Annotated in this window: 12 protein-coding genes; 8 read left to right on the top strand and 4 right to left on the bottom strand. The window is 54.9% G+C overall.

Going from position 1 to position 13,394, the window contains the following annotated elements:
- Positions 1 to 64: 64 nt before the first annotated feature.
- Entirely contained in the window at positions 65 to 1,462 is a 1,398-nt protein-coding gene (locus tag C3406_RS06545; protein ID WP_103822811.1) for a sugar porter family MFS transporter, read from the bottom strand.
- 208 nt (positions 1,463 to 1,670) lie between these two features.
- A complete protein-coding gene (gene metK, locus C3406_RS06540; protein ID WP_103822810.1) occupies positions 1,671 to 2,825 on the bottom strand; it encodes a methionine adenosyltransferase in 1,155 nt (384 codons plus the stop codon).
- A 419-nt stretch (positions 2,826 to 3,244) separates the two neighbouring features.
- Between metK and C3406_RS26770 the strand changes: the two genes are divergently transcribed.
- The 4 genes from C3406_RS26770 to C3406_RS26140 all read left to right on the top strand — a co-directional run bounded on the left by C3406_RS26770 (position 3,245) and on the right by C3406_RS26140 (position 5,777).
- Positions 3,245 to 3,397: a hypothetical protein gene (locus C3406_RS26770; protein WP_419146408.1), complete on the top strand. Its 153-nt coding sequence runs from the start codon at positions 3,245 to 3,247 to the stop codon at positions 3,395 to 3,397.
- Positions 3,398 to 3,484: 87 nt separating this feature from the next.
- Positions 3,485 to 3,616, top strand: coding sequence for an acid stress response protein YqgB (yqgB, locus tag C3406_RS06530; protein WP_139156299.1), 132 nt, complete (start codon positions 3,485 to 3,487; stop codon positions 3,614 to 3,616).
- A gap of 8 nt (positions 3,617 to 3,624) precedes the next feature.
- Entirely contained in the window at positions 3,625 to 5,601 is a 1,977-nt protein-coding gene (speA, locus tag C3406_RS06525) for a biosynthetic arginine decarboxylase (RefSeq protein WP_103822809.1), read from the top strand.
- Positions 5,601 to 5,777 carry a hypothetical protein gene (locus C3406_RS26140; protein ID WP_158250562.1) on the top strand — a complete coding sequence of 59 codons (177 nt, stop codon included), beginning with the start codon at positions 5,601 to 5,603 and terminating at the stop codon, positions 5,775 to 5,777. Before speA ends, C3406_RS26140 begins: the two co-directional genes overlap by 1 nt.
- A gap of 44 nt (positions 5,778 to 5,821) precedes the next feature.
- On the opposite strand, the gene C3406_RS06520 is transcribed toward C3406_RS26140, so the two are convergent.
- Complete coding sequence (locus tag C3406_RS06520; RefSeq protein ID WP_103822808.1) at positions 5,822 to 7,396, bottom strand: hypothetical protein; 1,575 nt, start codon at positions 7,394 to 7,396, stop codon at positions 5,822 to 5,824.
- A 162-nt stretch (positions 7,397 to 7,558) separates the two neighbouring features.
- Between C3406_RS06520 and C3406_RS06515 the strand changes: the two genes are divergently transcribed.
- The 4 genes from C3406_RS06515 (at position 7,559) to speB (ending at position 11,957) form a co-directional block, all read left to right on the top strand.
- Entirely contained in the window at positions 7,559 to 8,737 is a 1,179-nt protein-coding gene (locus C3406_RS06515) for an oligogalacturonate lyase family protein (protein ID WP_103822807.1), read from the top strand.
- Between the two features lie 13 nt (positions 8,738 to 8,750).
- Positions 8,751 to 10,034 (top strand): ABC transporter substrate-binding protein, encoded by a 1,284-nt coding sequence (locus C3406_RS06510; protein ID WP_103176912.1) that lies wholly within the window; start codon positions 8,751 to 8,753, stop codon positions 10,032 to 10,034.
- 36 nt (positions 10,035 to 10,070) lie between these two features.
- A complete protein-coding gene (locus C3406_RS06505; protein WP_158250561.1) occupies positions 10,071 to 10,886 on the top strand; it encodes a sugar phosphate isomerase/epimerase family protein in 816 nt (271 codons plus the stop codon).
- Between the two features lie 150 nt (positions 10,887 to 11,036).
- Complete coding sequence (speB, locus tag C3406_RS06500) at positions 11,037 to 11,957, top strand: agmatinase (protein WP_058608614.1); 921 nt, start codon at positions 11,037 to 11,039, stop codon at positions 11,955 to 11,957.
- 3 nt (positions 11,958 to 11,960) lie between these two features.
- Here speB and C3406_RS06495 read toward each other — a convergent pair whose 3' ends face one another.
- On the bottom strand, positions 11,961 to 13,172 hold the full coding sequence (locus C3406_RS06495; protein ID WP_103822805.1) for an MFS transporter: 1,212 nt from the start codon (positions 13,170 to 13,172) through the stop codon (positions 11,961 to 11,963).
- Positions 13,173 to 13,394 lie beyond the last annotated feature (222 nt).

Here is a 13,394-nt window from a genome sequence, read left to right as displayed (position 1 = left end):
GAGCATAGAGCCTGCGGCGAGGCGGTGCAAGCGGCTTCCTCCGCAGGGGAGGAAGCCGGACGGATCAGTCGTGGGAGCCAATTTCGCGCAGTGGACGACCTTTCATCAGGTTGCGTTCGATATGTTCCAGCGAAACATGTTTCGTTTCAGGAACCAGCCACAGCGTCAGCACGATAAACAGCAGGTTCAGACCGCCGTACACCCAGAAGGTGTTGGCATTCCCCAGCGTATCGAGCATGGTCAGGAAGGTTGCGCCGACAATCATGTTGGCGATCCAGTTGGTGGCGGTGGAGCAGGTAATACCGAAGTCGCGGCCTTTCAGGGGCTGGATCTCAGAACAGAGTACCCAGATCAGCGGGCCAGCGCTCATCGCAAAACCGACGATAAACATCAGCAGCATCCCGACGGCTACGTACTGCATCGCGGTGGAGTCAATACCCACATGCAGCATCGTACCCAGCACGCCCATACCGGCGGCCATCACCAGGAAGCCCAGCGTCAGCGTCGGTTTACGACCCCAGCGATCCACCAGACCGATGGCGATAAAGGTCGCCAGCACGTTGGTCAGGCCGACAATAACGGTGCCCCACATCTGCTGAGTGGTGTTGCTGTAACCTGCCAGCTCAAAGATTTTCGGTGCGTAATACATAATGACGTTCATCCCGGTGAACTGCTGCATGATCTGCAGCAGCACGCCAAGGAACACCGCCCGACGGAAGTTGCTGTTCTCTTTAAACAAAGCCCAGCCGCTCTGTTTTACCTGCAGGCTTTCGCGGATCTCTTCCAGCTCACGCTTCGCTTCCGCGCTGGTATCGCGCAGGCGCAGCAGGACGCGCTCCGCATCGTTAAAGCGCCGTTTGGCCGCAAACCAGCGTGGGCTGTCAGGCAGGAAGAAGACACCAATCAGCAGCAGCACCGCCGGGATAATGATCACGCCCAGCATCCAGCGCCATGCGCCGCTGTAGCTGAAAGCGGTATCAGAAAGATAGGCGCCAAGAATACCGATAGTGATCATCAGCTGATACATAGAGATCATGCTGCCGCGGATTTTCTCCGGTGCAATCTCAGACAGGTACAGCGGCGCGGTATAAGAGGCCACACCCACCGCCAGACCCAGCAGCACACGCGAAGCAATCAGCATTTCCACGTTAGGCGCCGCGGCAGAGAAGAGCGAACCGGCGACAAACAGAATCGCGCCAATCATCAGGCTCTTTTTACGCCCGAGTTTGAAGGAGAGCCAGCCGCTGCCGACTGCACCAACCGCAGCCCCGAACATCATCGAGCTGACCACCCACTCCTGGGTGTGGGAATCGATCTGGAATTCGTCAGTAATGAACGGCAGGGCGCCGGCAATCACGCCGATATCGAGGCCGAAAAGTAAACCTGCCAGTGCTGCGAGGAAGCAGACGAAGAATGTCATCGTCTTGTTGGACGTCCGTCCCTGTTTTTTATTATCAGGCATGAAGCCTCCAGTTGGTTTTTTGTTTTATGAATGTAAAGTTTTGAATGGGATGCTGTAAAAGTATGTGAGAGGGGCGGGACAGACAAAGAGAGTATTCCGAAAGGGCTGCGTTTTTATCGCGATGTAAGCGATTTCAGGCGGGGCATTCAGGGGCATAAAAAACAAAAAGCCAGCACGAGGCTGGCTTTTTCAGTAAGCGGTCAGTCGATTATTTCAGACCGGCAGCTTCACGCAGCAGAGCGGCTTTGTCGGTTTTTTCCCATGGGAAATGTTCGCGACCAAAGTGACCGTAAGCAGCGGTTTCTTTGTAGATTGGGTGCAGCAGATCCAGCATCTGAATCAGACCATATGGACGCAGGTCGAAGAACTCGCGTACCAGCAGGGTCAGCTGTTCTGAAGGCACTTTTTCAGTACCGAAGGTTTCAACCATGATGGAGGTCGGTTCCGCCACGCCGATGGCGTAGGAGACCTGGATCTCACAGCGGTCTGCCAGACCTGCGGCAACGATGTTTTTGGCAACATAACGTGCTGCGTAGGCTGCGGAACGGTCAACCTTAGACGGATCCTTACCGGAGAAGGCGCCGCCACCGTGACGCGCCATGCCGCCGTAGGTATCAACGATGATCTTACGACCGGTCAGACCGCAGTCGCCCATTGGTCCACCGATAACAAAACGGCCCGTTGGGTTGATGAAGTATTTTGTAGAGGCATTCAGCCACTCGGTCGGCAGAACCGGCTTGATGATCTCTTCCATCACCGCTTCCTGCAGGGATTTCTGCTCGATATCTTCAGCGTGCTGAGTAGAGAGAACCACCGCGTCGATACCGACAATTTTGCCGTCGTCGTACTGGAAGGTGACCTGGCTTTTCGCATCCGGACGCAGCCACGGCAGGGTACCGTTTTTACGCACTTCAGCCTGACGCTGCACCAGACGGTGCGCATAGGTGATTGGCGCTGGCATCAGCACGTCGGTTTCGTTGGTCGCGTAGCCAAACATCAGGCCCTGGTCGCCCGCACCCTGTTCCAGCGGATCGGCACGGTCAACGCCCTGGTTAATGTCAGGGGACTGTTTGCCAATGGCGCTCAGGACGGCGCAAGAGTTGGCATCAAAGCCCATATCAGAATGTACATAGCCGATTTCACGTACGGTGTTACGGGTGATCTCTTCGATATCAACCCATGCACTGGTCGTGATTTCACCGCCTACCATCACCATGCCGGTTTTGACATAAGTTTCACACGCTACGCGCGCCTTTGGATCTTGCTCGAGGATCGCATCCAGCACGGCATCGGAGATTTGGTCAGCAATTTTATCAGGATGTCCTTCTGATACAGACTCGGACGTAAACAGGTGTTTTGCCATGTTTTATTTTACCTAAGGAGAATTTGTTTAGCTCAAACTGTCGTGTGGGATAGCCGTGGCAGGTTTTTCCACCAGGACTTGCAGATGGTGACACTGGCAGTCTGAGTGTTAATCGGTATGGATGGATTAACATCTGGACGGCTATTTTAGGTCACTTCTTCGCCCGATTTCCAGCTTTTTTTGAAGGTATCCACACGCCCCTGAAAACCCTGCTGGAAATTTTTGCTGACGGTGCGTCAATGCCCGCATTTATATTTTGCATTTTCCGCGTCTTGTCGGTATAAAACGCGGCGCGCGGCTCATACAAAAAAGCACACGACGTTTCTTCGTGTCGCCACTTCCAGCCGGGTAAAGCAGTGAACTTTTAGCTTTAACTTGTCGCGAGTTTTATCAGGCTTGCGTGGAGGTGATACGAGATAATGAACCGTCGTTTTCCGCTAATTCAGTTCTGCCTTTCAGGCCGGAACATGTTCCCCGCCATTCGCATTTCTAATCTGCAAACCTGCCGATGTTATACCCATCTCGGCGCTTCTCAGGATTCCCGGGCAGGCACTACGCTTTGTGAAGACTGAACAAGGGCGCTCTTGTTAATACAAGAGTTTTCTCGTGGTTTCGCCGGACCTTGTCATACAGAGTTCGGATACGTGTTTTACAATGATATGAATAAGAAACCGGTCGCACGGCCCGGCTTTCAGCATTCTGTGCTGGAAAACCGGTCGGATAATGGGTTGTTATCGCAGATTGACGCTGCGATAGTAGTCAACTGTTTTACACTTAATAGTAAGAGTTGAGGTTCGCTATGTCTGACGACATGTCTTCGTTTTCGCCTTCGTCAGCGGGCGAACAGGGTGTACTACGTTCTATGCAGGAGGTTGCGATGAGCTCCCAGGAAGCCAGCAAGATGCTGCGCACATACAATATTGCGTGGTGGGGTAACAACTACTACGACGTCAACGAGCTGGGCCACATCAGCGTTTGCCCGGATCCTGACGTACCGGAAGCGCGCGTCGATCTCGCCAAACTGGTAAAAGCACGCGAAGCGCAGGGCCAGCGTCTGCCCGCTCTGTTCTGCTTCCCGCAGATCCTGCAACACCGTCTGCGCTCCATTAACGCCGCCTTTAAGCGCGCGCGTGAATCCTACGGCTATAACGGCGACTACTTCCTGGTCTATCCGATCAAGGTTAACCAGCATCGTCGCGTTATTGAATCCCTGATCCACTCCGGCGAACCGCTTGGTCTGGAAGCCGGTTCCAAAGCGGAACTGATGGCGGTGCTGGCCCATGCTGGCATGACCCGTTCGGTGATCGTCTGTAACGGTTATAAAGACCGTGAATACATTCGTCTGGCGCTGATCGGTGAGAAGATGGGCCACAAGGTCTATCTGGTCATCGAGAAGATGTCTGAGATTAACATTGTGCTGGAAGAGGCCGAGCGTCTGAACGTGGTGCCGCGCCTGGGTGTGCGTGCGCGTCTGGCCTCTCAGGGCTCCGGCAAGTGGCAGTCCTCCGGCGGTGAGAAATCCAAATTCGGCCTCGCGGCGAACCAGGTTCTGCAGCTGGTGGAGATCATGCGCGAGCGTGGTCGTCTGGACAGCATCCAACTGCTGCACTTCCACCTCGGTTCCCAGATGGCCAACATCCGCGATATCGCCACCGGCGTACGCGAGTCGGCCCGTTTCTACGTCGAGCTGCATAAGCTGGGCGTAAATATCCAGTGCTTCGACGTGGGCGGCGGTCTGGGCGTGGACTACGAGGGTACTCGCTCCAAGTCTGACTGCTCCGTGAACTACGGTCTGAACGAATACGCGAACAACATCATCTGGGCAATCGGCGATGCCTGTGAAGAGCACGGTCTGCCGCACCCGACGGTGATCACCGAGTCCGGGCGTGCGGTGACCGCGCACCATACGGTGCTGGTCTCCAATATTATCGGCGTTGAGCGCAACGAATACACCGAAGCCACACCGCCTGCTGACGACGCGCCACGCGCCCTGCAGAGCATGTGGGAAACCTGGCAGGAGATGCACGAGCCGGGCACCCGCCGTTCCCTGCGCGAGTGGCTGCACGACAGCCAGATGGACCTGCACGATATTCATATCGGCTATTCATCCGGTACATACAGCCTGCAGGAGCGCGCCTGGGCAGAGCAGCTCTATCTGAACATGTGCCATGAAGTGCAGAAGCAGCTCGATCCAAGCAACCGTGCGCACCGTCCGATTATCGACGAGCTGCAGGAGCGTATGGCGGACAAAATGTACGTCAACTTCTCGCTGTTCCAGTCGATGCCGGATGCGTGGGGTATCGATCAGCTGTTCCCGGTCCTGCCGCTGGAAGGGCTGAACCAGGTGCCTGAGCGCCGCGCGGTGCTGCTGGATATCACCTGTGACTCCGACGGCGCGATCGATCACTACATTGACGGTGACGGTATCGCCACCACCATGCCAATGCCGGAGTACGATCCGGAGAACCCACCTATGCTGGGCTTCTTTATGGTCGGGGCCTATCAGGAGATCCTGGGCAACATGCACAACCTGTTCGGGGACACCGAAGCGGTTGACGTGTTTGTCTTCCCTGATGGCAATGTGGAAGTGGAGCTCTCTGACGAGGGCGACACCGTGGCGGACATGCTGCAGTACGTGCAGCTCGATCCGAACAAACTGCTAACTCAGTTCCGCGATCAGGTGAAAAAGACCGATCTGGACGATACGCTGCAGAAACAGTTCCTGGAAGAGTTTGAAGCCGGTCTGTACGGTTACACCTATCTGGAAGACGAGTAATGACAGTGCCCGGCGACGTTTGCATCGCCGGGCTTTTCCTGCCCCAGCCAGTCGATGGCGATCACAAAATCCTGCCGCTCAAATGTGAGTTAGATCACCTGAAATTTCCCCTGGTCGTGATCGGTCTCACTTTTTCTACCGCTGATTGCGCTAACCGCTCTTTTCCTTTTGCCTGACGGATTTACTTCCCGCCCCTGTGCCACCATGCTTTCACTATCGCTTAGTCGTGAGCCAGGCTTGCTATCAACGCCGCGATGCGTGGCGGATTGAGCAGTGTGGCAAAGGAGGAGGGATGTTGTGAGCCGTGCTGAAGCAGCCACGTTTCAAGCTCGCGATTCTGATGCGTAAAGTGCGCCAGCGCCGCGGTGAATTCCGCCCTGACATCCGCTTGCTCGCCATATTTGCGCAGCCACAGTTTCAGCGTCAGCGCCCGGGTGAACGCGCTGTAGATATGGCTATATTTCACCGCCCGGGTTACCCCGGAAAGGAGGATATGCCGGGCGTCGTCGGTGAGCATGCTATCAGGCAGGAGATTAGATGCCCGGCTGTACATATAGTCGGCCAGGAAGCGGCTACGCTGGTCCTCAAGCTCGATAAGCTGACGCTGCTGGTGGCCCAGCTCCGGATCGTCGCTCGGCATCAGCGGTTGAAAAGACTGGGTCCAGCTGGCGCCGCGGGTATCAAGATGAAGCAGATGCAGAGTCTGGTCTAAATCTTCCGGGGGGCGGCTGTGGGATTGCAGCACCCGCCCCAGTAGGGTAGGCGTTTTACAGCTCCATTCGTGACTGGCGACGAGAATATCGCTGATGGCGTTAAGGGTTGGCAAGGTGAGAGGGGCGCGGGCGCGTTGCTGTAGCCAGGGAGCGATCAGTTGACGGGGGGCAACCTCTGGCTCGTGGATCAGCCGGGAGAGGCCGGACAAATTAAGCTCGTTAACGGAATCTTCCAGCGTCAGGTCTGGCAGCCACTCCCAGTCGACGCGGACGGTGATAGCCTCTGGCGTACTGTCGAGTTGATTAAGCCAGCTAAGGCGCTGCTGGATCTCGTCAAGCAGATAACAGGGCAGCAGCGTCCAGCCATATTCCAGCCCCCAGAGATCCAGCTCCAGCCATTTCTGGTTATGGCGAATGTTAAGCAGATTGGGATTACCGGCAAAGCCGGGACGGTAATCGAGTTCGGTTGCTTTAACCGAGGCGCGAACGTCGCCGGGCAGAGCCTCCAGCGCTTCCCGCAGCATATGCCGGGGCCAGGTTTTGTCCTGGTAATCGCGTAAAATAAGCTGGCGTCCCAGTTGCCGGATGCCCTTATATAACGCCTTTAATGCGCTAATCCAGTTTTCGGTGCTGACGTCAGGCGTGGATAACGACAGGCGCAGACCGCGAACGGTGGGCAACGCAGCGAGAATGTGCGGAATGACGTTCTGAAAAAAAGCGTGAATAAAATGGGATTCGTTATTTTCAGAAAGAAAAAACTCCGGGAATTTCGCTTTTAATTCCTGGCTATTAGGGGTGGCTTCTCCCTGTAACCAAAGCTGCAAATTATGACGTTGAACATAGTCGCCCACTTTGCGTAAATAAATAATGGCATTTTCCTGGGCGATAGTGAGATTAATTAAATCGGCGCCTTTACAATGTGGTGAAGGCGGAGCCAGACGCGCTAATAATGACTGCTGGTGAATAATAATGCCCTGAAAACCATAGCCTGTGGCCAGTCGTACCGCTTTTTCAATAAAAGCCCAGCGCCATATTTCAGGTGAATTAAATTCCATTAACAGGTAAGGCGTCGTTGTATTCATTAAACGCATTCCGCAGCGATAAAAAACGCATGCTAGATGCGATCCCCGCAAAGATCAAACGCCGCTGCTGGCGTAAGAAAAAAAGTGTGAGCCTGCTCGAATGCGCTAAAAACGTGTGTCATCTGCAGGCCAGATTGTTATGCCCTGACAGGAGGAGTTCCCATGGCGAAAGGTATGAAGGTACAATTACATTTTGAACATTATATCGATGAGGATACCGGCGCTAAAGTTACCCGCTTCACGCCTGTTGATGTTATTTGTCATCGTAATTACTTTTACCAGAAATGTTTTATTGATGGTGGCAGCAAATTAATTTTTGCCGGTGAGTTCGATGTTAACCGCAACTATTATTTGCTGGATCTGGCGACGGGTATAGCAACGCAATTAACGGAAGGCGCGGGCGATAATACCTTTGGCGGCTTTTTATCACCGGATGAAACCTCGCTCTATTATGTCAAAAGCGAACGCAATTTAATGCGGGTAAATCTGTCGACGCTGCAGGAAGAGATCGTTTATCAAGTGCCGGAAGAGTGGGTGGGATATGGCACCTGGGTGGCGAACAGCGCCTGCAATAAGCTTGTCGGCGTGGAGATCCATCGCGACAGCTGGCGGCCAATTAGCGACTGGACCGTCTTCCAGACCTTCTGGGCCGAGCAGCCGCGCTGTCGGGTTATCCGCATCGATCTGCATACAGGGGAGAGAACCACGCTGCTGGAGGAGAATCAGTGGCTGGGACATCCGATTTATCGACCCTTTGATGACAACACCGTGGCCTTCTGCCACGAGGGGCCTTTGGACCGGGTTGATGCCCGTATGTGGTTGATGGACGAAGATGGCAGCAATATTCGTAAAGCCAGACAGCCCGCCCCCGGGGAGAGCTATACCCATGAATTCTGGGTGCCGGATGGCTCGGCGCTGATGTACGTCACCTATGTGAAAAACAGCCCTGTGCGCTATTTATGCCGTATTGATGGCCAGAGCGGCCAGGATGAACGCCTGATGGCGATGCCCCCCTGTTCCCACGTCATGAGTAACGAAGATGGCTCCCTCGCCGTAGGCGACGGTTCCGGCGTGCCCATTGATATCGCCGATAACTCCGGCTATGGCGATACCAGCGATCCCTACCTGTGGTTATTTGATTTGCGGAAAAAGCAAGCCTACAAAATCGCCCGTCACAGCTCCTCCTGGCAGGTGCTGGACGGCGATCGCCAGGTGACGCATCCGCACCCCTCGTTTACGCCCGACGAAAAAGCGGTGCTGTTCAGCACGGATAAAGACGGTAAACCGGCGCTCTATCTGGCCGAGATCCCGCCTGAGGTTTTGCAAAACATTAAGGCTTAATAAGGAGCAAACGATGAAGAAACGTAACGCTTGCCTGAGCGCCTCATTATTGCTTGCCTGCTCCTGCCTTGCGGCGGCGCAGGCGGCGGAAATCCGTATCTCCTGGTGGGGAGGAAACAGCCGCCACCAGGCGACCTTGAACGCCATTAAGCTGTTTGAGCAAAAATATCCTGATATCAAGGTGAAGGCCGAATACGCCGGGTGGGAAGGATACCTCTCGCGCCTGACCGTACAGATTGCGGGCGGCAACGAGCCGGATGTCATTCAGACCAACTGGAACTGGCTGCCTATTTTTTCCCGGGACGGCAACGGCTTTTATGATCTCTACAGCCAGAAAGCGGTGCTCGACCTCGGGCAATATGATCCGCAGTCCCTGAGTACCACCACGGTCAATGGCAAGCTGAACGGCATTCCGGTGGCGGTGACGGCACGCAGCTTCTACTACAACAAGAAATTATGGCAGGAGATGGGCGTCAGCTATCCGCAGAGCTGGCCGGAGCTGATGGCGGCCGGGAAAGCATTTCAGGCAAAAGACAAAGAGAAATATCCGCTGGTACTCGACTATATGGAGTCGTTGACGCTGGTACAGTCCTGGATGGTGCAGAAATACGCGATTCCGGCGATTAATGAGAAAACGGGCAAGTTCAACTATACCCCGCAGCAGTGGGTGGAGTTCTTCCAGCTGTATAAAGATCTTGTCGACAGCCACGTCTTCCCTTCCATGCGGGTACTCTCCTCTTACGGCAAAAGTAATACCTGGGAGATGAAGCCCTGGATCCAGGGGAAATGGGGTGGCATCTATATGTGGAATACGAATGCCGTGATGTATGAAAACAACCTGACCGCGCCCTATAACAAGCTGGAGCTGGGGCCATTCTTTATGCTGCCGGGGGCGAAAGATGCCGGATTATTCTTCAAGCCGACAATGATGTTCAGCGTGGGGAAATCGACGAAGCACCCACAGGAGGCGGCGAAGCTGATCGATTTTTTAATGAACGATCCGCAGGGCGTCAAAGCGATGGGGCTGGAGCGCGGCACGCCGCTGAGTAAAAAGGCCGCGCAGCAGCTGGAGGCAGAGGGAGTGATCCAAAAGGACAACATTACCGTGGCCGGGATCAACGCCTCTCTGGCACTGCCCCATAACATCCCCACCTCGCCCTATTTCGATAACCCGCAGTTTGTCGAGCTTTGGCACAACACCATTGAAAATATCGACCAGGGCACCCTTACGGTAGAGCAGGCGGCGAAGAGCTTCTCCCGTAATGCCGAACGCATCCTGGGCAGAGCAATGCGCTAACCCGACGATACCGGTTCACAGATGATGGGGAAGGATATGATTACCTTTAGCGCAACGCTAACCTGCCGTTATGAAACGCTTTTTTCGCCTTTTACCCCGCAGGACTTTGAACAGGGACTGGCGTGGCTGGCGCAAAGCGGCTTCGACGCCGCCGAACTGTGCATCAATGATTATGAAGGCATGGAGGTCTCATGGCTGAAAAAGCGGCTGGATGACTACCGGCTGGGGTGTACCACTATTGCCACGGGCCAGGCCCGCAAGCGCGATGGCCTCTCTTTACTTTCCAGCGACAGGGCGGTGGTTTTGCATACTCAACGGCGCCTGGCGGAGCATATTGACGTCGCCGCGCAGCTGTCGAGCCATGTCACCATAGGCTCATTGCGCGCAACGGACAGGATGCTGAGTAAAACCGAGTATATGCATGCGCTGGCGGAGGCGATGGCGCCTTGCGTGGAGCAGGCGAAGCGGTGCGGCGTGACGCTGGTCCTTGAAGCCCTTAATCGCTATGAAATCGCGCATCTGCACAGCGCGGCGGATATGATGGCGTTTATGAACTTCTGCGATGCACCGGAAAACGTCGGCGTGTTATGGGATATTTTCCATGCCAATATTGAGGATCGCGATTTCACCGACGCGATAGCCTTGCTGGGCTCCCGGCTGCGGCATGTGCATTTTGCCGACTCTAACCGGGCTTTTCCGGGGTATGGCCATTTGCCGATTGACGACATCTATCTGGCGCTAAAAGCGGCCAACTATCAGGGTGCGGTTTCGCTGGAGTGTCTGTGCCAGCCGTCAACGGCCACGCTGATTAAAGAGGCCGGTCCGCTGATCGATCGGTTGCGTCGCTTATAAGGGTGAAGTGGGGGATCATTTTTCCTGACTTGAACCTGCGCAGATTAACGGCGATAATTCTTTTTATTGCCTTTTTCCAATCTAACCCTTCCTCGTCGGGCTAACGACGCGGGAGGGTTTTTTTATAGCGACGAATATGAGGTTTTTGCCATGAGCACCTTAGGTCACCAGTACGACAACTCGTTAGTTTCCAATGCCTTTGGTTTTCTACGCCTTCCGATGAACTTCCAGCCTTACGACAGCGATGCGGACTGGGTGATCACCGGCGTACCATTTGATATGGCGACATCCGGTCGTGCCGGTGGCCGTCATGGCCCGGCGGCCATTCGTCAGGTTTCCACCAACCTCGCATGGGAGCATAACCGCTTCCCGTGGAACTTCGACATGCGCGAGCGCCTGAACGTCGTGGACTGCGGTGACCTGGTGTATGCCTTCGGCGACGCGCGTGAAATGAGTGAAAAACTGCAGGCGCACGCAGAAAAACTGCTGGCTGCCGGCAAGCGCATGCTCTCCTTCGGTGGTGACCACTTCGTGACGCTGCCACTGCTGCGCGCCCACGCGAAGCACTTCGGTAAGATGGCGCTGGTGCATTTCGATGCGCATACCGACACCTACGCGAACGGCTGTGAATTTGACCACGGCACCATGTTCTTCACCGCGCCGAAGGAAGGTCTGATCGATCCGAACCACTCCGTGCAGATCGGCATCCGTACCGAATTCGACAAAGACAACGGCTTCACCGTGCTGGATGCCTGCCAGGTGAACGATCGCGGCGTGGATGACATCATCGCCCAGGTTAAGCAGATCGTCGGTGATATGCCGGTCTACCTGACCTTCGACATCGACTGCCTGGATCCCGCCTTTGCCCCAGGTACCGGTACCCCGGTGATCGGCGGCCTGACCTCAGACCGCGCCATCAAACTGGTGCGCGGCCTCAAGGATCTGAACATCGTCGGTATGGACGTCGTTGAAGTGGCCCCTGCCTATGACCAGTCCGAGATCACTGCGCTGGCCGCAGCGACCCTGGCGCTGGAGATGCTCTACATCCAGGCGGCGAAAAAAGGCGAGTAAGCCTTAGGCGCTGATTGCTGCTGCGCGACGCATGCGCAGCAGCAACATTCCCCCGGCCAGCAGGGTGATAACCTGCGACACCACCAGCACCGAAAAACCGGAGCTGACCGACCCGGCCGATTTCATCACCATCCCCATCAGCAGCGGAATAAACGCCGCGCAGATATTGCCAATCCCATTAATGATCCCGTAGGCGCTGCCCACCGCTTCCCGCGCGGCATGGTGCTGGATCACGGCAGGAATGGCGGCCCCCTGAAGCCCCCAGAAGATATTGGCGGAAAGCATAAACAGCGCCAGCCATACCGGCTGATGGCTGAGCATCAGGGCGACCACTGACAACGCGGTCAACGCGCCGCCCACAACAAAGAGTACCGGAGCCTGGTCCGGGCGCATTTTATCGAGCAGCACACCACCCAGGAACTTTGAACCCAGGCTCAGCAGGAAGGGGATCGCCGCAAGCCAGCCCGTCGCGTGAAGGGAGAAATGGTGTTCATCCCGCAGCCACGCGGGCAGCCAGGCACTGCTTCCCCAGAGATAGCTCAGGGTGGCGATTTCAACCAGTAAAATCCAGCCCAGCAGCGGCGTTTGCCAGGCGAGGGTAAAGGTTTCGACAAATCCCGGTTTTTTCATCTTCACCGCACCGCGCGGTGCGGGCAGGAAGCGCCAGATTAACCCGCCACCCAGCAGCAGATTGATTGCCGCCAGCGCATAGAACGAACCCGCCCAGCCCAGATGTGCCATCAGCCAGGTGACGAGCGGAAAGCCCACCGCCAGCCCGAGCGAGACGCCCAGCGCAGTGACGGCGTTGGGTTTGCCGATCTCTTCCGCGCTGAAATTATCGCTGATAAAGCGCGTTTTCAGGGAAAAGAGCGGACCTTCGGCAATGCCCAGCACCAGGCGGGCGATAAGCATCCCCATTAGCGAGCCCAGCAATGGCGAAACAGCGCAGACCAGGGCCCAAATCGCAATGTTGCTTAACAACCCCTGCCGATAATGAAGTTTGCTTTCAATAACAGGAGTTAATAATAAAGCGGAAAATCCATAACCCAGCAGAAAGCAGGTCATTAACATTCCCTGTAACATTCTGTTTTCATTTAACCGAAAATGCTCGGCAAATTCTGGGTTTAAAATCATCACCGAGATATTCACCCGGTCGACGTAGGAAATAATAATGAGTAATAACAATGCAATTGTGCCTTGCCATCTTGCCGTCATAATGCCTGCCTTATACATGCGTGTAATTTTATTTTTATTTGCGTGATTGTCACGGAGCTAAAATGGTTCACCTGTGAAACTCATTGTTTATAAACGATAAAATTTAAAGCTGTTTTACAGGTGAAACACTGAGCTTTTTAGTTGTTTTATTTTTAGGTAACAAAAGTAAAAGAAGTCAATATTTCTTTATTTAAATTTAACCTCATCGGTAAATCGTATTCA

Source organism: Leclercia sp. LSNIH8 (assembly GCF_002920195.1).
Classification (GTDB): Bacteria; Pseudomonadota; Gammaproteobacteria; order Enterobacterales; family Enterobacteriaceae; genus Enterobacter.
This window is presented reverse-complemented; position numbering and strand designations above follow the sequence as displayed.

Coding starts and splice junctions, on each gene's coding strand:
- C3406_RS06545 (WP_103822811.1), bottom strand. CDS start 1,462: ATGCCTGATAATAAAAAACAGGGACGGACGTCCAACAAGACGATGACA.
- metK (WP_103822810.1), bottom strand. CDS start 2,825: ATGGCAAAACACCTGTTTACGTCCGAGTCTGTATCAGAAGGACATCCT.
- C3406_RS26770 (WP_419146408.1), top strand. CDS start 3,245: ATGAACCGTCGTTTTCCGCTAATTCAGTTCTGCCTTTCAGGCCGGAAC.
- yqgB (WP_139156299.1), top strand. CDS start 3,485: ATGAATAAGAAACCGGTCGCACGGCCCGGCTTTCAGCATTCTGTGCTG.
- speA (WP_103822809.1), top strand. CDS start 3,625: ATGTCTGACGACATGTCTTCGTTTTCGCCTTCGTCAGCGGGCGAACAG.
- C3406_RS26140 (WP_158250562.1), top strand. CDS start 5,601: ATGACAGTGCCCGGCGACGTTTGCATCGCCGGGCTTTTCCTGCCCCAG.
- C3406_RS06520 (WP_103822808.1), bottom strand. CDS start 7,396: ATGAATACAACGACGCCTTACCTGTTAATGGAATTTAATTCACCTGAA.
- C3406_RS06515 (WP_103822807.1), top strand. CDS start 7,559: ATGGCGAAAGGTATGAAGGTACAATTACATTTTGAACATTATATCGAT.
- C3406_RS06510 (WP_103176912.1), top strand. CDS start 8,751: ATGAAGAAACGTAACGCTTGCCTGAGCGCCTCATTATTGCTTGCCTGC.
- C3406_RS06505 (WP_158250561.1), top strand. CDS start 10,071: ATGATTACCTTTAGCGCAACGCTAACCTGCCGTTATGAAACGCTTTTT.
- speB (WP_058608614.1), top strand. CDS start 11,037: ATGAGCACCTTAGGTCACCAGTACGACAACTCGTTAGTTTCCAATGCC.
- C3406_RS06495 (WP_103822805.1), bottom strand. CDS start 13,172: ATGACGGCAAGATGGCAAGGCACAATTGCATTGTTATTACTCATTATT.